This is a genomic window from Enterobacter sp. BIDMC 29 (assembly GCF_019378755.1).
GTDB classification, from domain to species: domain Bacteria; phylum Pseudomonadota; class Gammaproteobacteria; order Enterobacterales; family Enterobacteriaceae; genus Enterobacter; species Enterobacter ludwigii.
In genome coordinates this window covers 4,785,807-4,808,695 of sequence record NZ_CP080000.1, presented here as the reverse complement: position 1 = coordinate 4,808,695, position 22,889 = coordinate 4,785,807, and the positions used below count along the sequence as shown (strand labels likewise).

Here is a 22,889-nt window from a genome sequence, read left to right as displayed (position 1 = left end):
ATGATTCACATTATTGTGGCGACACACGGCCCGCTGGCCACCGCCCTGCTGGAAAGCGGAAAAATGGTGTATGGCGATCTTCCTCATCGACAGGCGGTATGTCTGAACGCACAGGCTGGCATAGCGGGGTTTCGCCGTGATTTCGCTGCGGCATACCACCGCGCAGGTGCGGGCGCAGACGGCATCGTCGTCCTGTGCGATATGCAGAGCGGAACGCCGTGGAATGTGGCCTGTGAATACGCGTTTAATCCCCAGACGCATCCACCGGTCGCCGTGGTGGCGGGAGTCAACTTCCCCATGCTCTTGCTCACCGACGACATTCTGATGGCCCGGGATGTCCATGCCGCCGCCGCGCAGCTCATCGAATTAACGCAGCCCACCCTGGTTCAGGCAAAACGGGTGGAATCCGCCCAGAACGACGATTTCTAAGGAGCTTATATGAGCATTTCGTTTGTACGTATTGACGACCGGGTGATCCACGGGCAGCTCGTCACGCGCTGGGCCAAAGAGCTGCCCTGTGATGGCATCGTGGCAATTGACGATGCCGTCGCGGCCGATCCGCTGCTCTCGTCGGTAATGAAAGGCGCGGTGTCAGATACCAGAGTGTGGCTGTTCGATACCCTGACCGCCATCGAAAAGCTGCCGAAAGTGATTGCCAGCGATAAGCGCTACTTCGTGATTGGCAAATCGCCTGTCACCCTGCAACGCCTTGAACAGGCAGGCATAAGCCTGAAGAACGGCAATGGCAAAATTAACGTCGGGCCAATGAGTGCCCGCGCCAACACCACCACCATTGGCCCTAATCAGTCCGTAACGCCAGAGGAGGCAGCAGCCTTTGACTGGCTGACTGAACAGGGACATGCCATCGAGTTTCGTCTGGTGCCCGATGCCAGTTTTTACAGCTGGCAGGACGCCCGGCAAAAACTGAAATAAGGAGCGCATGATGATTTTCGAAGCTTCTCTCATCGGTCTGCTTTGCTATCTCGGTGCACTCAGTAGTCCCTGGCTGTTTGGCCTGACGGGCGGCTGGTATCTCATCTCCCGCCCGCTGGTTTCGGGGATGCTGGTGGGCCTGATTCTGGGCGACGTTAAAACCGGGATCATGATTGGTGTGGCGGTGCAGGCCGTTTATATCGCGATGGTCACCCCCGGCGGTTCAATGCCTGCCGACCTCAATTTTGTCGCTTATCCCGCTATCGCGCTGGGCATTCTGTCGGGCAAAGGGCCAGAGGTGGCCGTGGCGCTGGCGGCGACCATTGGCATTGCCGGAACGATCCTGTTTAACGCCATGATGGTATTGAACTCGTTCTGGAACCACCGCGCCGACGTGGCGCTTGAGCTCGGCGATGAGCGCGGAATTTATCTTAACAGCGCAGTCTGGCCGCAGGTGATGAACTTTGTTCTGCGCTTTGTGCCGACGTTTATCGCCGTCTATTTTGGCGCGCAGTACATCAGCGGGTTTATGGACAGTCTGCCCGGCATCGTGCTTTCGACCATGAACGTGCTGGGGGGCATCTTACCGGCCGTTGGGATCGCCATCCTGCTTAAGCAGATCATCAAAAGCTACAGCATGCTGATCTACTTCCTGGTGGGCTTCATATGCATTGTGTTCCTGAAGCTCAACATGGTGGCGCTGGTGATTGTGGGCGCCCTGCTGGCGTTAATTCATTACAACTACAAGCCGGAAGCGCCGCAGGCTGTCACGCCGGGTAGGCCCGCCGACGATGAGGATGAATTCTGATGGAAGACCGTAAACTGACCCGAAAAGATCTGCGCCGCTGCTGGCGAGCGTGGATGATGCATAACCTCTCTTCGATGAGCTTCGAGCGTCTGGAATCGTTCGGCTTCTGTCTGAGCATGTTACCGGTCGCCAAAAAACTCTATCCGGATGCCGCCCAGCGCACCGAGATGCTGCGCCGCCACGCCTCGTTTTACAACACGGAGCCGCAGATCGGTGCCATCGTAAACGGTATGGCGCTTGGGCTGGAAGAGAAAAAAGCCAACGGCGAGCCCATTGATGGCGAAACGATCAATACCCTGAAGGTGGGGCTGATGGGGCCAATCGCGGGGATTGGTGACTCAATGATCCCCGGCATGCTGATCCCCATTTTGCTGAGCATCGGTATGGCGCTTGCCGCCGGAGGAAATGTTCTTGGCCCGTTGTTCTACACCGTCGCCTGGCTGGCCATCATTATCCCGGGATCCTGGTTTCTGTTTCTGAAAGGCTATCAGATGGGCTCAGGGTCGGTCGAGATGCTGGTGAGCAGCAAGTCAACGCGACTGCGCGAAGCTTTGTCTCTGCTGGGTGTATTTGTGATGGGCGGCGTGGCGGCAAGCTACGTTAAGCTGGGCACCGGGCTGGAATTTATCACCCGTGACGGGGTTAACATCCATGTTCAGCAGATGCTTGACGGTATCTTCCCGCAGCTATTACCGCTTCTGGTGGTTCTGGGCACCTGGTATTTGATGGCGAAACGTGGCGTCTCCCCGGTCAGGGCCATGATTGTGTTGCTTGCGCTGGCGGCGCTGGGCGTCGCATCAGGTCTGTTTGCCGGATAAGACAGCCGGGGCAATGCCCCGGTTTTTTTATGGGTGGAAGTTATGCCACAGCTCGGCCACTTTATCCGGGCGAGAGATAAACTGAAAGCGAGCAGGATCGGCAATAAATTGCGTATAGACAGGCTCATCCGTCAGGCCGAATTCGCTGTAGCGACGCGGTGTGATCATCTGTAGCCGCCCCGGCAGATAATGCGTGTTGTGCTGCCAGATGATATGGCTCCCCTGCAGCAGCGGATACCAGGCCAGTCCTTTACGCGCCCGCACGGCTTCATATTCAAAACCATATTCCCTGTCGCACCACGCACCGAAGGTCAGCGGTTCATCCGGCGAGGCAGAGATAGTGGCATGCCCCCAGCCAGGCGGAACCAGGACCTTTTCACCCGGCCCGGCCAGTACGGCGAAACAGCGCCCGGGATCGTCCGCAACAAACTCCTGCATATAGATAATGGCGCGCCCCTGCCAGATTTCATACAGCTCGGGCGGAGACCAGCCGCTGTGACGGCTTTTACAGTGAACATGCCCCTGGCTGCGGATCGGCTCTTCACCCAGCGTTCCCGTCGCGTAGGTCACGACCCCAAACAGCAGCATGCGTTTTTTCAGCTCCTGCCGGTCTGCCAGACGGGCGACATCCATCGCGATAGCATAAACGTCTTCCGGCCCTGAGCAGTCAGGATCCCGTAACGACGCGCGGATCTCATCAAGCGTACGGACCTCTGGCATCGGGCCGGTGACGTCATCACCGTAGCTGAACCCCAGCGGGTGCCGGGTGATGGTCATGTCGAGCCCAAAGTTATCCATTCTGAACCTCCCAGCCACCGTCAGTGGCCAATACCCGCACGGCAAAACCGTGGGGTAACGCGGCATAGTCGTGTCCGGCGACGGCGGGCCAGACCGCGAGTGAAGAGAGCGTGGTCTCACCGGTATTGATTAAACGGTGGGCGGTAAAAGGCGCAATAATATGGACGGATCCCGGCATCACGCACTCCAGACGGGTTTCGCCGGATGTCGTCTGGAGTAAAAGCAGGCCACTTCCCCGCAGTCCAAAATAGACTTCGCCCTGTTCACGACGTTGATGAAAATGGCCGCGGGTCATAAAAAATTCCCGGCCAATTTTACCTGCATGTAAATGGGTAACGCCGACAAACAACGCCCCTTCCTGTGCAGGCGATTCCAGCATTTCGACGTCATACACCGTCTGATGCGGATCGCATTGTGCCCAGGCGTCTCGATCGGCAAACAAACCATTGAGATCGGCAAGGCGTGTGGATTTAAGAATAAGTGCGCCGCGGGCAAGTGTACCACTGGCCCAGGCCACCAGAGGCGGCAGGATAATATCTGAAGTCATCGTCTTCTCCGGCCCGAGGAGAACAACCCGCCCAGCATAACAATTTAAACGATTAACCTGCGCATCAAAGGCGCAATGTGTCAGGTGAATCACAGTTAATCAGCGATAAAAATGCCGGCCACTGACGTGGCCGGCATTCGGGTCATGCGCGAGGAAACTTACTCGACTTCGCGTGCGTCGATACGCAGCTCTTTCGGGACCTCGAAAACAATATTCTCTTCGCGTCCTTCCAGCGGGACCGCTTCGCCGCCGCCCAGTTCCTGCAGACGGGAAATCACGTTCTGCACCAGGATATCCGGAGCCGAGGCGCCGGCGGTTACCCCGACACAGGCCACGTTTTTCACCCACGCTTCCTGGATATCGCTGGAATCATCAATCAGATAGGCCGCTTTCCCCATTCGCTGCGCAAGTTCAGCCAGACGGTTGGAGTTAGAGGAATTTTTCGAACCGACAACCAGCACCACGTCCGCCTGTTCAGCCAGAGCACGCACCGCTTCCTGGCGATTGGTGGTGGCGTAGCAAATGTCGTCCTTACGCGGGCCGACGATTTTCGGGAAGCGCTGGCGCAGGGCGTCAATCACGTCCGACGTATCGTCAACGGAGAGCGTCGTCTGGGTCATAAACGAGAGACGCGTTTCATTTTTGACGTTCAGCGTAAACACATCTTCCGGCGACTCCACCAGGTACATCCCCCCTTCCGGGTTGCTGTACTGGCCCATGGTACCTTCGACTTCCGGGTGGCCGGCATGGCCAATCAGGATCGACTCTTCACCACGACGGCTGGCGCGCGCCACTTCCATATGCACTTTGGTCACTAATGGGCAGGTGGCGTCGAACACGGTCAGATCGCGGCTTTTCGCTTCGTTACGCACCGCCTGAGAAACCCCGTGCGCGGAGAAAATCAGGATCGCGCCGTCAGGCACTTCGCTGATCTGCTCAATGAAGATCGCGCCACGCTCGCGCAGGCTGTCGACGACATAACGGTTATGCACCACTTCGTGACGCACATAAATCGGCGCGCCGTAAATCTCGAGCGCGTTTTCAACAATGCTGATAGCGCGGTCTACACCGGCGCAAAAGCCGCGCGGGTTAGCCAACAGGATCTGCATTTCAGGCCTCCAGTACCGGATCGATCTCCAGCACTTCAATATCAAAATGGACGGTGCGCCCGGCAAGCGGATGGTTGAAGTCAACGGTGATGGAGTCACCATTGATTTCGCGGATCACGCCAGGCATTTCGCTGCCATCCATAGCGGTAAAGAGCATGATCGCCCCGATTTCCGGCTCACCTGCATCCATAAACTCGCGGCGCGAGAAGTACTGAACAAGGTCCGGGCTTGGCACGCCAAACGCGGCATCCGGCTCCAGCGAAAATGCCTTTTTCTCGCCTTCTTTCAGGCCAAGCAGCTGTTGCTCAAGACCTTCAGACAGGGAGGTGTCGCCGAGACGAAACAGGGCGGGTTTGCCGTTATTGCGGGTGGATTCAGCCGTGGAGCCATCATCCAGTTTCAGCGTGAAATGAACGAGAACCGCGCTGTTGCTCTGTACGGATTTAGACATGCAAATTGCTCGCTTGTTTTGACCCACCGGTGAGAGACGGGAGGCCAGACATTCTGTAGGCCGGGGGCGCATGCGCCACCCGGCATTTACATTTAAGCCTGTTTCTTCGCGGCCGCGTTCGGCAAGAAGCCTTCCAGCACGATTAACGCCGCGCCGATGCAAATTGCGCTGTCGGCGAGGTTAAAGGTCGCAAAGTGCCAGTCGCCGACATAGAAGTCGATCATATCGACCACAAAGCCGTGCCACAGGCGATCAAACAGGTTGCCCAGCGCGCCACCGATAATCAGCGCATAGGCGATGTTATTTAGCTTTTGTGTTGCCTTCGAACGGTACATCAGCAGCGATAGCACCACGCAGATACCGATAGCGATACCTGCAAAGAACCAGCGCTGCCAGCCACCGCTGTCAGCAAGGAAACTAAACGCCGCACCGTAGTTACGTGCGTAATGCAGGTTAAGCGACGGGAACAGCGACACCGTCTCCCCCAGAGCAAAATTCTGGAGGATCAGGAACTTGCTGCCCAGATCGATAATCAGCACTACCACCACCAGCCACAGCCAGCGCAGTCCTGTTGAACAGAGAGTTTTACTCATCAGGCAAACTTACGTTTCTCGCCGTCACCGGCGACGTTGCTGACACAGCGTCCGCAGATATCTGCGTGTTCCGCCACCTGGCCGACATCAGTGGTGTAATGCCAGCAACGCGGGCATTTATCACCTTCGGCTTTGCTCAGTGCGACTTTCAGTCCTTTGAGCAGTTCGCTCTGCTGTGCATCAGCAGACGCCTGGGCATAATCCGCAACTTTCGCACCGGAGGTCAACAGGACAAATCGTAATTCATCGCCCAGCGCCGTCAGTTTCGCCGCCAGCTCTGGCTCGGCGTACAGGGTAACTGCCGCTTCCAGCGAGCCGCCGACTTTCTTGTCTGCACGCGCCTGCTCGATAACCTTGTTCACTTCGCCACGCACTTTCAGCAGCTCGTCCCAGAAGGCATCGTTCATCGCTTCGGTGCTGGAGAGATCGAACAGACCTTCATACCACTCGCCGGTGAAGACATACTTCTCACGGTCGCCTGGCAGGTAACCCCAGATTTCATCTGCGGTGAAGGACATGATCGGTGCCATCCAGCGAACCAGCGCTTCTGCGATGTGGAACAGCGCAGTCTGGCAGCTACGACGCGCCACGCTGTCCGCTTTCGCGGTGTACTGGCGGTCTTTGATGATGTCGAGGTAGAACGAGCCCATCTCGATGGAGCAGAAGCGCATCAGGCGCTGCACCACTTCGTGGAAATCGTAAGATTCGTAAGCCTTCAGGATATCTTCCTGTGCCGCTTTCGCGCAGCCTACCGCCCAGCGATCCAGCACCACCATCTCTTCCGGTTTCACCATATCTTTTACCGGATCGAACCCGTTCAGGTTCGCCAGCAGGAAGCGCGCGGTGTTACGGATACGACGATAGCTGTCGGCAGCACGTTTCAGGATCTCGTCCGACACCGCCATTTCGCCGGTATAGTCGGTAGAAGCAACCCACAGACGCAGAATGTCCGCGCCCAGTTTGTTCATCACGTCCTGCGGAGAGACGGTGTTACCGATCGATTTAGACATCTTACGGCCCTGACCATCCACGGTGAAACCGTGGGTCAGCACCTGGCGATACGGTGCTTTACCTTTCATGGCGGTGGAAATCATCAGCGATGACATGAACCAGCCGCGGTGTTGGTCAGAACCTTCCAGATACATATCTGCCGCGTGGCCGGCAAATTCCGGACGCACGTCAACAACAGACGCGTGCGTTGAACCGGAGTCAAACCACACGTCCAGGGTATCAGGCACTTTCTCGTAGTTGTCTGCATCAGCGCCCAGGATGTCGCGGGAATCGAGATCCCACCATGCCTGAATGCCGTCAACTTCAACACGCTTCGCGACTTCTTCCATCAGCGCCAGGGTGTTCGGGTGCAGTTCCTGTGTCTCTTTGTGCACGAACAGAGACATTGGCACGCCCCAGGTACGCTGACGGGAGATACACCAGTCAGGACGGTTAGCGACCATGGATTCGATACGCGCCTGACCCCAGTCCGGGATCCACTGCACGCCTTTGATCTCTTTCAGGGACTGCTCGCGCAGGCCTTTCTGATCCATGCTGATGAACCACTGTGGGGTCGCACGGAAGATGATCGGAGATTTGTGACGCCAGCAGCACGGATAGCTGTGCTGCATTTTCTCAACGTGCAGCAGCGCGCCGCTGGTGCGCAGCATGTCAACGATGATGTCGTTCGCTTTGAAGACGTTGATACCGTCCAGCGCCGGGTAGGTGCCTGGCAGGTAAGAACCGTCAGGACCCACCGGGTTAGCGATTTCAAGACCGTATTTCAGGCTGATGCTGTAGTCGTCAGGACCGTGGCCACCGGCGGTATGTACCGCACCGGTACCCGCATCCAGCGTCACGTGATCGCCCAGAATCGCCGGCACATCGAAGTCCAGGAACGGGTGTTTGAAGCGCATCAGCTCCAGCGCGTCACCTTTCACGGTGCCCAGCACGGTGTAGTCGGCGATGTTCGCGCGTTTCAGCACGCTTTCGACCAGATCTTTCGCCAGGATCAGCGCCTGACCGTCAACCTGCACCAGCGCGTACTCGAACTCACCGGACAGGGAGATCGCGCGGTTTGCTGGCAGCGTCCACGGGGTGGTGGTCCAGATAACCAGCGAGATGGGGCCGTTGACAGAGGTCACGCCAAATTTGGCTTTCACCGCCTCCTGATCGACCGCGTGGAAGGCCACGTCGATAGACGGAGAGGTTTTGTCGTAATACTCCACTTCCGCTTCTGCCAGCGCAGAACGGCAGTCCACGCACCAGTGCACCGGCTTCGCGCCTTTGTGCAGATGGCCGTTACCGATGATTTTACCCAGCGCACGGATGATGTTGGCTTCGGTTTTGAAGTCCATGGTCAGGTACGGACGTGACCAGTCACCCAGCACGCCCAGGCGGATAAAGTCCTGACGCTGACCGTCAACCTGCGTAGCCGCGTATTCGCGACATTTTGCGCGGAATTCTGCTGCGGTGAACTTCTCACCCGGCTTACCAAACTCTTGCTCAACTTTCAGTTCAATTGGCAGACCATGGCAGTCCCAGCCCGGAACGTAAGGCGAGTCATATCCCGCGAGGCCTTTGGACTTCACGATAATGTCTTTCAGAATCTTGTTTACAGAGTGACCAATATGAATGCTGCCATTCGCATATGGAGGGCCATCATGCAGAATGAAGGTTTTTTTGCCTTTTTTGGCTGCACGGATGATGCCGTACAGGTCATCATCGGTCCAACGCGCCAGCATTCCCGGTTCGCGCTTGGCGAGATCGCCGCGCATCGGGAACCCTGTTTCCGGCAAATTCAGGGTTGATTTATAGTCACTCATCAGATTCTCGGTTCCGTATTTTTCACGTAGGCATTTAAGCCGGGTTTACTCGCCCAAAAAACTCGCGGGCCGTTAATTCATCTCGCGCGATTTGCGCCTTTAGTTCATCCAGCGAAGCAAATCGCTGCTCATTGCGTATTTTTTTACGCAGTATCACATCTATATGGCGACCATAAAGGTCCATTACAACGTCCAGCAGGTGCACTTCTAATTGTTGACGGACACCGGCGACTGTAGGACGTGTGCCAATATTGGCGACACCGAAATACGGTTTATCGCCCAGACCAGCCACTTCCACCGCATATACCCCTTTAACCGGGGAGACCTGACGACGTAGCGGTATATTCGCCGTCGGGAAACCTATGGTGCGGCCCAGCGCATCGCCATGAACCACACGGCCTGAAATGCTAAACGGATGTCCCAGCAGCGTTTCCGCCGTATCCAGTTCATCGTTGGCCAGCGCTTGACGCACCGCAGTGCTGCTAACCCGGACGCCGCCTTCGCAAAAGGTCATTGCGCTGGTGACATCAAAGCCGTACTCGAGGCCAGCCTTCTGTAATAGCAAGAAATCGCCCTGACGACCAGCGCCAAAGCGGAAATCATCACCCACGGCCAGAAACTGCACGCCAAGGCGCCTGACCAGCAGGTCACTGACGAAATTTTGTGCTGTGAGCGCGGCAAAGCGGCGATCGAAACGCACGCACAATACGTAGTCCACCCCGGACTCTGCAAGGTAGCGCAACTTCTCGCGCAGGCGAGTGAGGCGAGCCGGTGATTTATCGCCGGCAAACAGCTCCAGCGGCTGCGGCTCAAAAATCATCACTACAACGGGCAGGCCACGCGCCTCCCCTTCTTTACGCAATCCCTGCAGCAGCGCCTGATGACCACGATGCACGCCGTCGAAATTACCAATGGTCAGCACGCACCCGTGCGGTGCTCTGCTGAGATTATGTATGCCGCGTATCAGCTTCATGTCTGGCTCAAAACAGTGAAAATCGCCAAAGTATACCTTGTACAGCGGTTAAGGTTAACCGGCGATTGTTCGCGCAAAACAGAAAGCCGTAATGATTTCATCAGGCTGACCTTTCACAGCAAAAAAATCTGCCCGTGAACTGCGTTTTTTGTGCCGAAAAGCTGTATTCACGAACGACAAGCTGGTAGAATCCTGCGCCATCACTACGTAACGTAGCGTCGCCAATCAACGGCGCTTATTTGCACAAATCCATTGACAAAAGAAGGTATAGAGGGCATATTCCTCGGCCTTTGAATTGTCCACATAGATCATATTTGGGAGTTGGACCTTGGCTAATATCAAATCAGCTAAGAAACGTGCTATCCAGTCTGAAAAGGCTCGTAAGCACAATGCAAGCCGTCGCTCTATGATGCGTACTTTCATCAAGAAAGTATACGCAGCTATCGAAGCTGGCGACAAAGCTGCTGCGCAGAACGCATTTAATGAAATGCAACCAATCGTGGATCGTCAGGCTGCTAAAGGTCTGATCCACAAAAACAAAGCAGCGCGTCATAAAGCAAACCTGACCGCGCAGATCAACAAACTGGCTTAATCGCCACTTGTTGTTGCTTGTTTTAAAAGAACCCGCTTAACGCGGGTTTTTTTATATCTTCAGATTGCCGGTGGCGTAAACAGCGCCGAGTAGTCGCGGTTACAGATGCGCTGTACCGCCGGATGTTGAATCATCCTTTCTGCAAATATCGCGTGATACTCCTCCATCACGTTATCGACCCGGCCAATCTCCGTAATCTTGTTATCTGAATAGAGATCGTGCACGTACAGTGTCGGTGCAACGAAGATGGCGTTATGCGCCTCACCAAAGGCTTTCATTAGCGCAGCATCATCAAACTCGCCGAGGATCTCCACCTTCAGTCCCTGAGAGTTAAACCAGTTCAGCAGTTTGCGCCCAAGCATGGAGCGCCGGCCTGGCACCAGCAAACGACGCTCCTCCAGACAGGCAGGAAACGGTTTTTCCGGCGGCGGGTTAATGCACCAGAAGCTGACCCCGCATTCGCCAATCTTCACAGAGAACAGCCCTTCCTGCTGCGTAGAGTCGATCGGGCAGTCCGAGATAATCATATCCAGCTTATGCTGGCTCAGCTGCTCCAGCAGCATCTCGTGCGTGGACTCAAAACAGCGCAGATGGATTTGCTCATCTTCGACCACCGCCGCATCCAGCACGCCGCTGACCAGCCGTTTTGACAACGCATCCGCCACGCCGACGTCAAAGAGCAGGTTTGACTCTTTGCGGTAGTTAACAATATCCAGCATCTCCTGGCTTAAGGTGAACATCTTATCCGCGTAGCGGAAAACCAGTTCGCCCAGCTCACTTGGCTCAATCCCACGGCCCTTGCGCTTAAAGAGCTTGCCCTGCAGCCGCTCTTCCAGCGCTTTGATTTGCCCGGTGATGGTCTGCGGCGTCAGGTAGAGCGCCTCTGCCGCCCCCACGACCGATCCCTGCTTATAGACGTGCCAGAAGTAGTAAAGGTGGTTGTAATTCAAATGAGACATCGTGTCTTCGCTCCCTGATCGTGTAGCGGGAGAAGGTGTTCTTCTCCCGGTTTCCTGTTATGCCTGAACGACCGGTCCGGACAGTTTGACCTTCAATAAGGTATAGCCAGTGACTGCGGCCAGTAACGATCCGATAAGGATACCCAGCTTCGCCCAGACGATAAGCTCAGGCGCATGGGCACCAAAAGCCAGCGTTGAGATAAAGATCGACATGGTAAACCCAATGCCGCACAGCACGCCCACCGCCATGATCTGCTTAAACGTGGTACCGTGCGGCAGTGACGCCAGCTTCAGCTTCAGCGCCAGCCAGCAGAACAGGCTAATACCCAGCGGCTTACCAATAAACAGTCCGGCAATAATGCCCAGCGGCAGCATTGAGGTCAGTCCCTCAAGGGTTACCCCTTCCAGCGAAACGCCTGCATTAGCGAAAGCAAACAGCGGCAGGATCATAAAGGCGACCCACGGGTGCAGCACATGCTCCAGCTGTTTAGCAGGCGATTTCCCCTCCTGCGGCTTAAGCGGAACGAAGAAGCCGACGATGACCCCGGCGAGCGTAGCGTGCACGCCTGATTTCAGTACCGCGGTCCACAGCACCATCCCCACCAGCACGTAGATCCCGATGCGGCGCACGTTGCAAATGTTCAACAGCGCCAGTACCGCAATCGCTCCTGCGGCAACGCTCAACGACAGGATCGACAGGTCGCTGGTGTAGAACAGCGCAATAATGACAATCGCGCCCAGGTCATCAATGATTGCCAGCGCCATCAGGAAGATTTTCAGTGCCACCGGCACGCGGCTTCCCAGCAAGGCCAGCACACCCAGGGCAAACGCGATATCCGTTGCTGCCGGAATAGCCCAGCCATGACGCGATACCGGATCCTGCCAGGTGAACACCAGGAAGAGCAACGCCGGAATGACCATCCCCCCGAATGCGGCAATCACCGGGAACGCGGCACGCTGACGGCTGGCAAGCGAACCCAGGACCAGCTCACGCTTAACCTCCAGTCCTACCAGCAGGAAAAACACGGCCATCAGTGCATCGTTGATCCACAGCAGCATGTTCTTGTTAATTTCCAGCGCCCCGACTTTCAGCTCGACGGGAGTTTCCAGAAACGCGTGGTAAAAGTCGCGTGTGAAACCCATATTGGCCAGCGCCATCGCGGCCGCAGCGGCAATAATCAGGATGATGCCGCCTGATGCTTCACTGCTAAAAAAACGGTGTATTAATTTCACGTAGGCTCTCTCTTACAGCAATACTTCGGTAAAACCATAATACCAGGCCAAACAGCTCGGCAAAAGCAGATTAATGTTGAGTATATATTCAGTTTTACCGAATGATAGCCATGAGGACAGCTACAAAAAGAAAAAGCCCGAAATCGCTTCCGGGCTTTTTGAGATGAACACCAGCTAACGGATCAGCGGGTCAAATCGTCGAAGAATTTTTTGACGCCATCGAAGAAGCTTTTGGAGCGCGGGCTGTTTTTCTCACCCGTCGGGCCGCCAAAACTTTCCTGCAGCTCTTTCAGCAGCTGTTTCTGCTTGTCGTTCAGGCCAACCGGGGTTTCAACCACCACGCGGCACAGCAGGTCGCCCTGCGCACCACCGCGAACGGATTTAACACCTTTACCACGCATGCGGAACAGCTTGCCGGTCTGGGTTTCGCCTGGAACCTTCAGATTGACGCGACCATCAAGCGTTGGCACTTCAATTTCGCCACCGAGTGCCGCCATGGCGAAGTTGATGGGCACTTCACAGTACAGGTTGTTGCCTTCACGCTCGAAGATGGCGTGCTGCTTGACCTGAACCTGAACGTACAGATCGCCTGCCGGTGCACCGTGCTCGCCGGCCTCACCTTCACCTGCCAGACGGATACGGTCGCCCGTGTCCACGCCTGCCGGGATTTTAACGGACAGCGTCTTGGTTTTCTCAACGCGACCATGACCGTGGCATTTTGTGCAGGGGTCTTTAATCAGCGTACCGCGACCATGACAGTGCGGACACGCCTGCTGCACGGCGAAGAAGCCCTGACGCATCTGTACCTGGCCGGAACCGTGACAGGTTGGACAGGTTTGCGGCTGGGTGCCTGCTTTCGCGCCGCTGCCGTGGCAAACGTCACACTCTTCCAGCGTCGGAATACGGATCTCTTTGGTGACGCCGCGTACGGCCTCTTCCAGCGTCAGATCCATGTTGTAGCGCAGGTCGGCGCCGCGCGCCGCGCGCTGACGGCCACGACCGCCGCCAAAAATGTCGCCGAAAACATCGCCAAAGATATCGCTGAAGTCAGCGCCGCCGCCAAAGCCGCCGCCACCGAATCCACCGCCGCCCATGCCGCCTTGTTCGAAGGCTGCGTGGCCGTACTGGTCATAGGCCGCACGTTTCTGTGCATCGGTCAGGACTTCGTAGGCTTCTTTGATCTCTTTAAATTTGGCTTCAGCCTCTTTGTCACCCTGGTTGCGATCCGGGTGGAATTTCATGGCCAGGCGCTTATACGCCTTTTTGATTTCACGCTCTTCCGCAGTTTTCGGAACGCCTAAAATCTCGTAATAGTCTTGCTTTGCCATTGGTTTTTTTAAGCCCCTTAACATGCGAGCACGGGCGTGGAGAGTTCTCCTACGCCCGTGCCGATTAATTACCCTGCATCAGGGCGATTATTTTTTGTCTTTCACTTCTTCGAACTCAGCGTCGACAACGTCGTCGTCTTTCGCGTTGTTCTGAGAAGCGTCAGCGCCAGCCTGCTGTTGGGCGTGCTGCTGCTGAGCGATTTCCATCAGCTTCTGAGAAGCCTGTGCCAGCTCCTGCATCTTCGCTTCGATATCCGCTTTGTCTTCGCCTTTCAGAGACGTTTCCAGCGCGCTCAGTGCAGCTTCGATAGCCGTTTTGTCTTCAGCTGGCAGTTTATCGCCGGCTTCTTCAACCTGCTTACGGGTGCTGTGCAGCAGATGGTCGCCCTGGTTGCGGGTCTGAACCAGCTCTTCGAACTTACGGTCAGATTCCGCGTTCGCTTCTGCTTCACGAACCATTTTCTGGATCTCTTCTTCGTTCAGACCGGAAGAGGCCTTAATGGTGATCTTCTGCTCTTTACCGCTGTTTTTGTCTTTCGCGGAAACGTGCAGGATACCGTCAGCATCGATATCGAAGGTTACTTCGATCTGCGGCATACCGCGTGGCGCCGGGTTGATGCCATCCAGGTTGAACTGACCCAGTGACTTGTTATCCGCCGCACGCTTACGCTCACCCTGCAGCACATGGATGGTTACTGCAGACTGGTTGTCTTCAGCAGTAGAGAACACCTGGCTGTGCTTAGTAGGGATAGTGGTGTTTTTGGTGATAAGCGCCGTCATCACACCGCCCATGGTTTCGATACCCAGAGACAGCGGGGTAACGTCCAGCAGCAGAACGTCTTTCACATCACCCGTCAACACACCACCCTGAACGGCAGCACCGATAGCCACTGCTTCGTCCGGGTTAACGTCTTTACGTGGCTCTTTACCAAAGAATTCAGCCACTTTCTTCTGAACCATTGGCATACGGGTCTGGCCACCGACGAGGATAACGTCGTTGATATCAGACACGGACAGGCCAGCATCCTGCAGAGCGACTTTCAGTGGCTCGATGGAACGGTTCACCAGGTCTTCAACCAGGCTTTCCAGTTTCGCACGGGTCACTTTAATGTTCATGTGTTTAGGACCGGTCGCGTCTGCAGTGATATACGGCAGGTTCACGTCGGTCTGCTGAGCGGAAGACAGTTCGATCTTCGCTTTCTCAGCGGCTTCTTTCAGGCGCTGCATTGCCAGCGGGTCGTTACGCAGGTCAATGCCCTGATCTTTCTTGAACTCGTCAACGAGGTAGTTGATCAGACGGGTATCGAAGTCTTCACCACCCAGGTGGGTATCACCGTTGGTTGCCAGAACTTCGAAGGTTTTTTCGCCATCAACTTCGTCGATTTCGATAATAGAGATATCGAAAGTACCACCACCCAGGTCGTAAACCGCGATAGTACGGTTGCCAACTTCTTTATCCAGACCGTAAGCCAGTGCCGCTGCGGTTGGTTCGTTGATGATACGTTTTACTTCCAGACCTGCAATACGGCCAGCATCTTTCGTTGCCTGACGCTGAGCATCGTTGAAGTAAGCAGGAACGGTGATAACAGCTTCAGTTACCGGTTCACCCAGGTAATCTTCTGCGGTTTTCTTCATTTTTTTCAGCACTTCAGCAGAGATCTGCGGTGGTGCCGTTTTGGTGCCTTTCACATCAAGCCATGCATCGCCGTTATCTGCTGCGATGATTTTGTAAGGCATGATAGAAACGTCACGCTGAACTTCTTCGTCCTGGAAGCGGCGGCCAATCAGGCGTTTAATCGCAAACAGGGTATTTTGCGGGTTTGTCACTGCCTGACGTTTAGCCGGCTGACCAACCAGAGTTTCACCATCCTGGGTATAAGCAATGATAGAAGGCGTGGTGCGATCGCCCTCGGCGTTCTCCAGCACGCGTGCGGTAGTGCCATCCATAATCGCTACACAAGAGTTGGTAGTACCCAGGTCGATACCAATAATTTTACCCATCTAAACGTCTCCACTTAAAATTCAGTCAACATGTGGTTGTGTACCTGTAATAAGGGCAGAACGTGCTTTTTCAACTGCCCACAATTGATTTTTTTCAGGTCCACACACTGCGGTTGACTACAAGATGGGGTCGCGCCAGCGTCCATCAAGGGGGAACGGTAAAAAAAATTTTTAATTTCACCCTGATGAGATCATAGACGGCATTGATTGCGCCCATTATGATGCCGCGCCCCGTCAGGGAGAACTGACGCGGGTTTAACCATTTCACCATATTAATGATGATTTTTTTGAGGACTTATGGGCAACACTAAGTTGGCTAATCCGGCTCCGCTGGGCCTGATGGGTTTTGGCATGACCACTATCCTGCTGAACCTGCACAACATCGGGATGTTCCCGATGGATGGCATTATCCTGGCGATGGGCATTTTTTACGGCGGTATCGCGCAAATCTTCGCGGGCCTGCTGGAATATAAGAAAGGCAACACCTTCGGCTTAACCGCATTCACCTCTTATGGTTCTTTCTGGCTGACCCTGGTCGCGATCCTGCTGATGCCTAAAATGGGCCTGGCAGACGCGGCAAACGCACATTTCCTGGGCGTTTACCTTGGTCTGTGGGGCGTCTTCACGCTGTTTATGTTCTTCGGCACCCTGAAAGGCAACCGCGCACTGCAGTTTGTTTTCCTGAGCCTGACCGTGCTGTTCGCCCTGCTGGCGATCGGCCACCTCGTGGATAACGAAAGCATCGTGCATATTGCCGGCTGGATTGGTCTGGTGTGCGGCGCAAGCGCTATCTACCTGGCAATGGGTGAAGTGCTGAACGAGCAGTTTGACCGCACCATCCTACCGATTGGTGAAAAACACTGATCCATCTGTCGTGTCCGCCTCGCGGGCACGACATCCCTGTTTCTGCCGAAGCCAAATGCCTAATACCAGCCCCATCACCGACAGCGCGAGCACATACCAGGCGGGAGCCATCGGGGATACTCCCATCAACACCGTGACCGCAATCGGCGTCAGCCCGCCAAAGATGGCGTAAGAGACGTTATAAGAGAAAGAGATCCCGGTGAAGCGGACCTCTGGCGGAAAAGCTCGCACCATCACATACGGCACTGCACCGACAACCCCCACGCACAGCCCGACCGTACCGTAGAGCAGGAACAGCTGTTCAGGATGGCTGCCTGCCAGGTGGTAAAACGCCCAGCTCGACGCAGCCAGCAGCAGACTGCCGATGATGAAAGTCAGGCCGGCACCGATACGGTCAACGGCCAGCCCCGCGGCCAGACAGCCAAAGCAGAGCATAATGGTGGCGATACTGTTTGCCTGCAACGTTACCGCCGGCGCAAAACCGTACTGCTTTTGCAGCCATACCGGAGACATCAAGATAACGACCACGATGCCTGCCGACAGCAGCCAGGTGAGCAGCATCGACACCACAACCGCGCTCCGGTGGCGCACCACCACGGCTTTTACCGGCAACTCCTGTGCCAGCGCCTTGCGCTGCTGCATCTCAAGGAAAATGGGTGTCTCCTGCAGCCAGCGGCGAAGATACATCGCCACCAGGCCAAACGCCCCGCCGAGCAGGAACGGTACGCGCCATCCCCAGTCGTGAACCGCCTGTTGCGTCATGCTGGTATTCACGATAGTGGCCACCACTGAACCGAGGAGGATACCGACAGTCAGCCCCGCCGTTAAGGTTCCACAGGCTATGCCGATGCGGCGCGCCGGCACATGCTCCGCCACAAACACCCAGGCCCCCGGCACTTCGCCGCCAATTGCCGCCCCCTGAAGAATGCGCATCAGCAACAGCAGCAGCGGAGCAACAATGCCCATTGAGGCGTAAGTGGGCAGTAGACCAATGGCCAGCGTCGGCACGGCCATCAGTAAAATGCTGAGCGTGAACATCTTCTTACGCCCGACCAGGTCACCAAAGTGGGCCATCACAATGCCACCCAGCGGTCGTGCCAGATACCCGGCGGCAAAAATGCCGAAGGTTTGCACCTGGCGCAACCACTCCGGGATATCTGCCGGGAAGAAAAGTTCCCCCACCACGGCGGCGAAGAAGACGAAGATGATGAAGTCGTAAAACTCCAGCGCACCGCCTAAGGCCGCGAGCGTGAGGGTTTTATAGTCCTGTCGATTCAGAGGTCGGGTGTTATGTGACATAGCGAACCATTTGGCTTGTATTGTGGATTTATTTTTACAGAAAACGTAAAGAAAAAATTACTATACCGTAAAACCCTTACCACGCCACCGTCGCTTCAGCTAATGTCACATATTGATTAATTTCAGGAGATTGTCTCGCGACGGGCGTTTTTAGGACGAAAAGCTGCTACCACTTTCTCATCGGTTTCCACATACGGGCCGTCAAGCAACTGTATACAATACGGTACACTTGCAAAAATCCCGTGCACGATCACGCTGCCATCTTCCGCTTTCAGTCCTTCAAGCGTCTCTTTGATGGACTTCGGCTGGCCCGGCAAATTCAGAATCAATGCCTGCTTGCGGATCACCCCGACCTGACGGGAGAGGATCGCCGTCGGGACAAAGTGTAGACTGATCTGGCGCATCTGCTCACCGAAGCCAGGCATCTCACGATCGGCAACCGCCAGCGTGGCATCCGGAGTGACGTCCCGGCGCGCAGGTCCGGTGCCTCCCGTGGTCAATACCAGGTGGCAGCTCATCTCATCCACCAGCTCACAGAGTGTCTGTTCGATAATTGGCTGCTCGTCAGGGATCAGGCGGGTCTGGATCTCAAAGGGGGTTGTCAACGCACTGCCCAGCCATTCTTCCAGCGCGGGGATGCCTTTATCCTGATAAACACCGCTGGAGGCGCGGTCAGAAATCGACACTAAGCCGATGCGTAAGGTATTCATATCCATTCCATTCAAAAAAGTACTGCTTAAAGGGAATGATACACGCAGAGGGGAAATTCAGACAGAGTACGAAAGAAGTAGCGTGACCGGGAACCCGGTCACGCAGAATGATTACAGCAGGTCGCCGATCATTTTTTCCAGTTTTTCCTGGTCGATAGCAAACTTACGGATACCGTCCGCCAGTTTATCTACAGCCATTGGATCCTGGTTATGCTGCCACAGGAACTCAGATTCAGTGATGCGCTCCGGACGCGCTTTCACTTCACCGGTGTAGGACAGTTTACGCTCGATAGCACCTTCGCTTTCAGCCAGCTCTTTCAGCAGTGCCGGGGCGATGGTCAGGCGGTCACAGCCAGCCAGTTCGATGATTTCACCTACGTTACGGAAGCTTGCGCCCATCACCACAGTCTCATAACCGTGCTGTTTGTAGTATTCGTAGATTTCGGTCACGGAAACGACGCCTGGATCTTCAGATGCCGCGTACTCTTTCTTATCCGTGTTGGCTTTGTACCAGTCCAGAATACGGCCAACGAATGGAGAAATCAGGTATACGCCGGCTTCCGCACATGCACGCGCCTGTGCGAAGGAGAACAGCAGCGTCAGGTTACAGTTGATACCGTCTTTTTCCAGCTGTTCAGCTGCACGAATACCCTGCCAGGTTGACGCCAGTTTGATCAGGATGCGGTCATTGCTGATGCCGGCATCGTTGTACATTTTGATCAGACGTTTTGCTTTGGCGATAGACGCTTCGGTGTCGTAGGAGAGACGTGCGTCAACTTCGGTAGAGATGCGGCCAGGAACCAGTTTCAGAATTTCCAGACCAATGTTCACGGCCAGTTTATCAGTGGCATCAACAACCTGCTGCGCGCGGTCGTTGCTCTGTGCTTTCGCCCAGGTCACTGCGTCGTCAATCAGTTTGCGATACTCAGGGATCTGTGCGGCGTTAAGGATCAGAGAAGGGTTGGTGGTGGCATCCTGCGGCTGGTACAGCTTCATTGCCGCGATATCTCCGGTGTCAGCTACGACAGTGGTGAACTGACGAAGGGAGGTCAATTTATCCGTCATGATAGTGTTTCTCTTTTAACGTGCCCTGGATAATTCACGCTACCGACAGCATGCCTGCAGCGGAAAAATGACAGGTTTACTTGTTAGGGGGATGTAACCGGTCTGCCCTGATGATAACACGACGGAGGGGTAGCGCAACCGCAGACAGTGCGCTTAGACAGAGTATGATAAACTCAGAATATTAACAGGCTGCTAGGTAACAGCATGTCCAATCAGTGGTAGCGCTTACATATTCATTTTGGCATCAACAAGAGGGACGTTAATGCCTGATTTCCTTTTCTTTATTAATGAAGTCCTTTGGGGTTCGATAATGATATACCTGCTGCTGGGGGCAGGTATTTGGTTTACGCTACGCAGCGGGTTTATCCAGTTTCGTTATATTCGCAAATTTGGCAGAAGTCTGAAAAACAGCGTCACGCCCCAGCCGGGCGGATTAACCTCTTTCCAGGCCCTCTGCACCAGCATTGCCGCACGCCTCGGCAGCGGTAATATGGCGGGGGTGGCACTGGCCATCAGCGCCGGTGGCCCGGGCGCCGTTTTCTGGATGTGGGTCACGGCGCTTATCGGGATGGCCACCTCCTTTGCCGAAAGCGCCCTCGCCCAACTCTACAAAGAAAAAGATAAAAACGGACAGTTTCGCGGCGGCCCGGCCTGGTACATGGCGCGTGGCTTAGGAATGCGCTGGATGGGCGTGCTGTTTTCGCTGTTTTTACTGCTCGCGTACGGTCTGATTTTTAATACCGTTCAGGCGAATTCTGTCGCCCATGCCTTGCGCTATGCCTTTGCGTGTCCGGAGTTGATCACCGGGCTTGTTTTAGCCCTCTGTATCCTGCTGACCATTTCGACCGGCCTAAAAGGTGTCGCCCGCCTGATGCAGTGGCTGGTGCCGGTCATGGCGCTGCTGTGGGTTGCCGCCAGCCTGTTCGTCGCCGCACGGCATATCGAGCAGGTGCCGGAAGTGATTGCAACCATCTTCAAAAGCGCATTTGGCTGGCGCGAGGCGGCATCGGGCGCACTGGGCTATACCTTCAGCCAGGCGCTGATGTCGGGCTTTCAGCGCGGAATGTTCTCCAATGAAGCCGGTATGGGATCAACGCCCAATGCCGCAGCCGCCGCCGCGTCCTGGCCGCCTCACCCGGCAGCACAAGGCATTGTTCAGATGATTGGCGTTTTTACGGACACCATTATTATCTGTTCCGCCAGCGCCATGATCCTGCTGCTGGCCGGTCCGGTACCTCACTCATCGGAAACAGCCGGCATACAACTGCTTCAGCAGGCACTGGTGAATCTGACGGGCGGCTGGGGAGCCGGTTTTGTCTCGCTCATCCTGCTGTTATTCGCCTTCAGCTCGATTGTTGTGAATTACCTCTACGCCGAAAATAACCTTATTTTCCTGAAAGTGGACTCCCGCCGTATGATCACGCTGCTGCGCCTCGGGGTGATACTGATGGTGTTAGCAGGTTCGCTGCTCAGCATGCCGCTGGTCTGGCAACTGGCGGATGTCTTTATGGCGCTCATGGCCATCACTAACCTGACGGCGATCCTGCTGCTCTCACCCGTGGTTACGCTTATCGCACGGGACTATCTTCGTCAGCGCAAACTGGGCGTACCGCCGGTCTTTGATGCCTCGCGTTATCCCGACATCCAGGCGCAAATTGCGCCCGGCACCTGGGATGATTTGCCACGGCAATAACAGCTATCGATCAATTGAGGGCGATTTTTTGCTAAAGTCGCTCTAAATTTCCTGCAAGGACTGGATATGCTGATTCTGATTTCACCTGCTAAAACGCTCGATTACCAGAGCCCGCTCGCCACCGAGCGCTATACCCAGCCTGAACTGCTGGACTATTCGCAACAGCTGATTCACGTCGCGCGTAAGCTCTCTGCGCCACAAATTGCCTCGGTGATGAGCATCAGCGACAAACTGGCGGATCTTAACGCGACCCGTTTCCATGAGTGGCACCCGGACTTCACGCCGAACAACGCCCGCCAGGCGCTTCTGGCGTTTAAAGGTGATGTGTATACCGGCCTGCAGGCGGAAGATTTTAGCGAAGCCGATTTCGACTTCGCCCAGCAGCATCTGCGCATGTTGTCAGGTCTGTACGGCGTGCTGCGCCCGTTGGACCTGATGCAGCCGTATCGTCTGGAGATGGGTATCCGCCTGGAAAACCCTAAAGGCAAAGATCTGTACCATTTCTGGGGCGATATCATCACCGACAAACTGAACGCTGCGCTGCGTGCTCAGGGCGATAATGTGGTGATCAATCTGGCCTCCGATGAATACTACAAATCGGTGAAGCCGAAAAAGCTGGATGCGGAAATTATCAAGCCCGTTTTCCTCGATGAGAAAAACGGCAAGTTCAAGGTCATCAGCTTCTACGCCAAAAAAGCGCGTGGGCTGATGAGCCGCTACATCATTCAGAACCGCCTGACGAAGCCGGAGCAACTGACTGGCTTCAACAGCGAAGGCTACTTCTTCGATGAAGAAGCGTCGGGAAAAGGCGAACTGGTGTTTAAGCGCCACGAGCAGTAAAACAAACCCCGCCAGATGGCGGGGTTTTGCATTAATGGTGTTTCCAGTCCGGGCCAGGACGCGGGTCGTCGTGACGATCGTGATGGTGGTCATCATGATGACGATCGTGATGCTCGTCATGTGGGCGCCAGTGATTATCGCGCCAGTCATAGTGAGCCTTCCACCAGTCATGGTCGCGCCAGCGGCCACCATCCCAGTAGTGACCACGATTATCCTGATCGCCAATCTGCAGTTTTACCGCAGGGACGAGGGTGATTTCAGAGGCCTGAACCGCCATCGGAGCGACCAGCATCATTGAAAGCACCAGCAGAGCAGGTTTCAGTTTAGACATAGGTGACTCCTTATTCATTTACCCGATGTGGGCCGATGTAAGGAGAATACGTGAGGAGGACGGGGGATGTTATTCTCTGCAATCCTAATCGCTAAGTGACCGCATTTATTGGGAATTTCTGCTTTTTT

Annotated in this window: 23 protein-coding genes and 1 pseudogene; 8 read left to right on the top strand and 16 right to left on the bottom strand. The window is 55.4% G+C overall.

The features are described 5' to 3' along the window. Genes JTA15_RS20920 through JTA15_RS20905 form a run of 4 tightly spaced genes read left to right on the top strand, consistent with a single transcriptional unit; the run spans position 1 to position 2,559 of the window. The gene (locus tag JTA15_RS20920) at positions 1-429 is read left to right on the top strand and encodes a PTS sugar transporter subunit IIA (protein WP_025205457.1); all 429 of its coding nucleotides are present in this window, start codon (positions 1-3) and stop codon (positions 427-429) included. A 9-nt stretch (positions 430-438) separates the two neighbouring features. Beyond that, the gene (locus JTA15_RS20915) at positions 439-933 is read left to right on the top strand and encodes a PTS sugar transporter subunit IIB (protein WP_025205458.1); all 495 of its coding nucleotides are present in this window, start codon (positions 439-441) and stop codon (positions 931-933) included. Between the two features lie 10 nt (positions 934-943). Continuing rightward, positions 944-1,741, top strand: a complete 798-nt coding sequence (locus JTA15_RS20910) for a PTS sugar transporter subunit IIC (protein ID WP_025205460.1) — start codon at positions 944-946, stop codon at positions 1,739-1,741. Next, positions 1,741-2,559: a PTS system mannose/fructose/sorbose family transporter subunit IID gene (locus JTA15_RS20905; RefSeq protein ID WP_040018597.1), complete on the top strand. Its 819-nt coding sequence runs from the start codon at positions 1,741-1,743 to the stop codon at positions 2,557-2,559. Before JTA15_RS20910 ends, JTA15_RS20905 begins: the two co-directional genes overlap by 1 nt. Before the next feature lie 27 nt (positions 2,560-2,586). On the opposite strand, the gene JTA15_RS20900 is transcribed toward JTA15_RS20905, so the two are convergent. The 8 genes and pseudogenes from JTA15_RS20900 to JTA15_RS21870 all read right to left on the bottom strand — a co-directional run bounded on the left by JTA15_RS20900 (position 2,587) and on the right by JTA15_RS21870 (position 10,072). Further along, positions 2,587-3,357: a glucose-6-phosphate isomerase family protein gene (locus JTA15_RS20900; protein WP_059306838.1), complete on the bottom strand. Its 771-nt coding sequence runs from the start codon at positions 3,355-3,357 to the stop codon at positions 2,587-2,589. Beyond that, a complete protein-coding gene (locus tag JTA15_RS20895; protein ID WP_032681684.1) occupies positions 3,350-3,904 on the bottom strand; it encodes a glucose-6-phosphate isomerase family protein in 555 nt (184 codons plus the stop codon). Before JTA15_RS20895 ends, JTA15_RS20900 begins: the two co-directional genes overlap by 8 nt. A 158-nt stretch (positions 3,905-4,062) precedes the next feature. Then, positions 4,063-5,013, bottom strand: a complete 951-nt coding sequence (gene ispH, locus JTA15_RS20890; RefSeq protein ID WP_020882547.1) for a 4-hydroxy-3-methylbut-2-enyl diphosphate reductase — start codon at positions 5,011-5,013, stop codon at positions 4,063-4,065. Position 5,014: 1 nt separating this feature from the next. Further along, positions 5,015-5,464: an FKBP-type peptidyl-prolyl cis-trans isomerase gene (fkpB, locus tag JTA15_RS20885; RefSeq protein WP_020882546.1), complete on the bottom strand. Its 450-nt coding sequence runs from the start codon at positions 5,462-5,464 to the stop codon at positions 5,015-5,017. A gap of 92 nt (positions 5,465-5,556) precedes the next feature. Continuing rightward, a complete protein-coding gene (gene lspA, locus JTA15_RS20880) occupies positions 5,557-6,057 on the bottom strand; it encodes a signal peptidase II (protein ID WP_020882545.1) in 501 nt (166 codons plus the stop codon). Continuing rightward, positions 6,057-8,873: an isoleucine--tRNA ligase gene (gene ileS, locus JTA15_RS20875; RefSeq protein WP_047955029.1), complete on the bottom strand. Its 2,817-nt coding sequence runs from the start codon at positions 8,871-8,873 to the stop codon at positions 6,057-6,059. Before ileS ends, lspA begins: the two co-directional genes overlap by 1 nt. Before the next feature lie 34 nt (positions 8,874-8,907). Then, positions 8,908-9,846, bottom strand: coding sequence for a bifunctional riboflavin kinase/FAD synthetase (gene ribF, locus JTA15_RS20870; RefSeq protein ID WP_014168574.1), 939 nt, complete (start codon positions 9,844-9,846; stop codon positions 8,908-8,910). 7 nt (positions 9,847-9,853) lie between these two features. After that, positions 9,854-10,072 (bottom strand): annotated as a pseudogene (locus JTA15_RS21870) (DUF2575 domain-containing protein). 102 nt (positions 10,073-10,174) lie between these two features. On the opposite strand from JTA15_RS21870, the gene rpsT reads away from it, so the two are divergent. Further along, the gene (gene rpsT, locus JTA15_RS20865) at positions 10,175-10,438 is read left to right on the top strand and encodes a 30S ribosomal protein S20 (RefSeq protein WP_008502037.1); all 264 of its coding nucleotides are present in this window, start codon (positions 10,175-10,177) and stop codon (positions 10,436-10,438) included. 59 nt (positions 10,439-10,497) lie between these two features. On the opposite strand, the gene nhaR is transcribed toward rpsT, so the two are convergent. The 4 genes from nhaR to dnaK form a co-directional block, all read right to left on the bottom strand. Beyond that, entirely contained in the window at positions 10,498-11,397 is a 900-nt protein-coding gene (gene nhaR, locus JTA15_RS20860; RefSeq protein WP_014168572.1) for a transcriptional activator NhaR, read from the bottom strand. 57 nt (positions 11,398-11,454) lie between these two features. Beyond that, positions 11,455-12,630 carry a Na+/H+ antiporter NhaA gene (nhaA, locus tag JTA15_RS20855; RefSeq protein ID WP_151712091.1) on the bottom strand — a complete coding sequence of 392 codons (1,176 nt, stop codon included), beginning with the start codon at positions 12,628-12,630 and terminating at the stop codon, positions 11,455-11,457. A gap of 182 nt (positions 12,631-12,812) precedes the next feature. Then, positions 12,813-13,958 carry a molecular chaperone DnaJ gene (gene dnaJ, locus JTA15_RS20850; protein ID WP_020882543.1) on the bottom strand — a complete coding sequence of 382 codons (1,146 nt, stop codon included), beginning with the start codon at positions 13,956-13,958 and terminating at the stop codon, positions 12,813-12,815. A gap of 87 nt (positions 13,959-14,045) precedes the next feature. After that, positions 14,046-15,959 carry a molecular chaperone DnaK gene (gene dnaK / locus JTA15_RS20845; protein ID WP_014168568.1) on the bottom strand — a complete coding sequence of 638 codons (1,914 nt, stop codon included), beginning with the start codon at positions 15,957-15,959 and terminating at the stop codon, positions 14,046-14,048. 297 nt (positions 15,960-16,256) lie between these two features. On the opposite strand from dnaK, the gene satP reads away from it, so the two are divergent. Beyond that, positions 16,257-16,823 (top strand): acetate uptake transporter, encoded by a 567-nt coding sequence (gene satP, locus JTA15_RS20840; protein WP_020882542.1) that lies wholly within the window; start codon positions 16,257-16,259, stop codon positions 16,821-16,823. Here satP and JTA15_RS20835 read toward each other — a convergent pair. The 3 genes from JTA15_RS20835 to tal form a co-directional block, all read right to left on the bottom strand. Further along, positions 16,800-18,122 (bottom strand): MFS transporter, encoded by a 1,323-nt coding sequence (locus tag JTA15_RS20835; protein WP_032681686.1) that lies wholly within the window; start codon positions 18,120-18,122, stop codon positions 16,800-16,802. The genes satP and JTA15_RS20835 overlap by 24 nt on opposite strands. Before the next feature lie 122 nt (positions 18,123-18,244). Further along, a complete protein-coding gene (gene mog, locus JTA15_RS20830) occupies positions 18,245-18,832 on the bottom strand; it encodes a molybdopterin adenylyltransferase (RefSeq protein ID WP_020882540.1) in 588 nt (195 codons plus the stop codon). 111 nt (positions 18,833-18,943) lie between these two features. Next, complete coding sequence (tal, locus tag JTA15_RS20825) at positions 18,944-19,897, bottom strand: transaldolase (RefSeq protein ID WP_014168563.1); 954 nt, start codon at positions 19,895-19,897, stop codon at positions 18,944-18,946. A 262-nt stretch (positions 19,898-20,159) separates the two neighbouring features. Between tal and JTA15_RS20820 the strand changes: the two genes are divergently transcribed. Both JTA15_RS20820 and yaaA read left to right on the top strand, forming a co-directional pair. Then, a complete protein-coding gene (locus JTA15_RS20820; RefSeq protein ID WP_219372682.1) occupies positions 20,160-21,590 on the top strand; it encodes a sodium:alanine symporter family protein in 1,431 nt (476 codons plus the stop codon). Positions 21,591-21,656: 66 nt separating this feature from the next. After that, complete coding sequence (yaaA, locus tag JTA15_RS20815) at positions 21,657-22,430, top strand: peroxide stress protein YaaA (RefSeq protein WP_219372681.1); 774 nt, start codon at positions 21,657-21,659, stop codon at positions 22,428-22,430. 31 nt (positions 22,431-22,461) lie between these two features. Here yaaA and JTA15_RS20810 read toward each other — a convergent pair whose 3' ends face one another. Then, complete coding sequence (locus tag JTA15_RS20810) at positions 22,462-22,761, bottom strand: DUF2502 domain-containing protein (RefSeq protein ID WP_020882537.1); 300 nt, start codon at positions 22,759-22,761, stop codon at positions 22,462-22,464. Positions 22,762-22,889 lie beyond the last annotated feature (128 nt).

Coding starts and splice junctions, on each gene's coding strand:
- JTA15_RS20895 (WP_032681684.1), bottom strand. CDS start 3,904: ATGACTTCAGATATTATCCTGCCGCCTCTGGTGGCCTGGGCCAGTGGT.
- ispH (WP_020882547.1), bottom strand. CDS start 5,013: ATGCAGATCCTGTTGGCTAACCCGCGCGGCTTTTGCGCCGGTGTAGAC.
- ileS (WP_047955029.1), bottom strand. CDS start 8,873: ATGAGTGACTATAAATCAACCCTGAATTTGCCGGAAACAGGGTTCCCG.
- JTA15_RS20905 (WP_040018597.1), top strand. CDS start 1,741: ATGGAAGACCGTAAACTGACCCGAAAAGATCTGCGCCGCTGCTGGCGA.
- JTA15_RS20835 (WP_032681686.1), bottom strand. CDS start 18,122: ATGTCACATAACACCCGACCTCTGAATCGACAGGACTATAAAACCCTC.
- JTA15_RS20915 (WP_025205458.1), top strand. CDS start 439: ATGAGCATTTCGTTTGTACGTATTGACGACCGGGTGATCCACGGGCAG.
- satP (WP_020882542.1), top strand. CDS start 16,257: ATGGGCAACACTAAGTTGGCTAATCCGGCTCCGCTGGGCCTGATGGGT.
- dnaK (WP_014168568.1), bottom strand. CDS start 15,959: ATGGGTAAAATTATTGGTATCGACCTGGGTACTACCAACTCTTGTGTA.
- nhaR (WP_014168572.1), bottom strand. CDS start 11,397: ATGTCTCATTTGAATTACAACCACCTTTACTACTTCTGGCACGTCTAT.
- fkpB (WP_020882546.1), bottom strand. CDS start 5,464: ATGTCTAAATCCGTACAGAGCAACAGCGCGGTTCTCGTTCATTTCACG.
- dnaJ (WP_020882543.1), bottom strand. CDS start 13,958: ATGGCAAAGCAAGACTATTACGAGATTTTAGGCGTTCCGAAAACTGCG.
- JTA15_RS20910 (WP_025205460.1), top strand. CDS start 944: ATGATTTTCGAAGCTTCTCTCATCGGTCTGCTTTGCTATCTCGGTGCA.
- lspA (WP_020882545.1), bottom strand. CDS start 6,057: ATGAGTAAAACTCTCTGTTCAACAGGACTGCGCTGGCTGTGGCTGGTG.
- mog (WP_020882540.1), bottom strand. CDS start 18,832: ATGAATACCTTACGCATCGGCTTAGTGTCGATTTCTGACCGCGCCTCC.
- JTA15_RS20810 (WP_020882537.1), bottom strand. CDS start 22,761: ATGTCTAAACTGAAACCTGCTCTGCTGGTGCTTTCAATGATGCTGGTC.
- tal (WP_014168563.1), bottom strand. CDS start 19,897: ATGACGGATAAATTGACCTCCCTTCGTCAGTTCACCACTGTCGTAGCT.
- yaaA (WP_219372681.1), top strand. CDS start 21,657: ATGCTGATTCTGATTTCACCTGCTAAAACGCTCGATTACCAGAGCCCG.
- JTA15_RS20900 (WP_059306838.1), bottom strand. CDS start 3,357: ATGGATAACTTTGGGCTCGACATGACCATCACCCGGCACCCGCTGGGG.
- JTA15_RS20920 (WP_025205457.1), top strand. CDS start 1: ATGATTCACATTATTGTGGCGACACACGGCCCGCTGGCCACCGCCCTG.
- JTA15_RS20820 (WP_219372682.1), top strand. CDS start 20,160: ATGCCTGATTTCCTTTTCTTTATTAATGAAGTCCTTTGGGGTTCGATA.
- ribF (WP_014168574.1), bottom strand. CDS start 9,846: ATGAAGCTGATACGCGGCATACATAATCTCAGCAGAGCACCGCACGGG.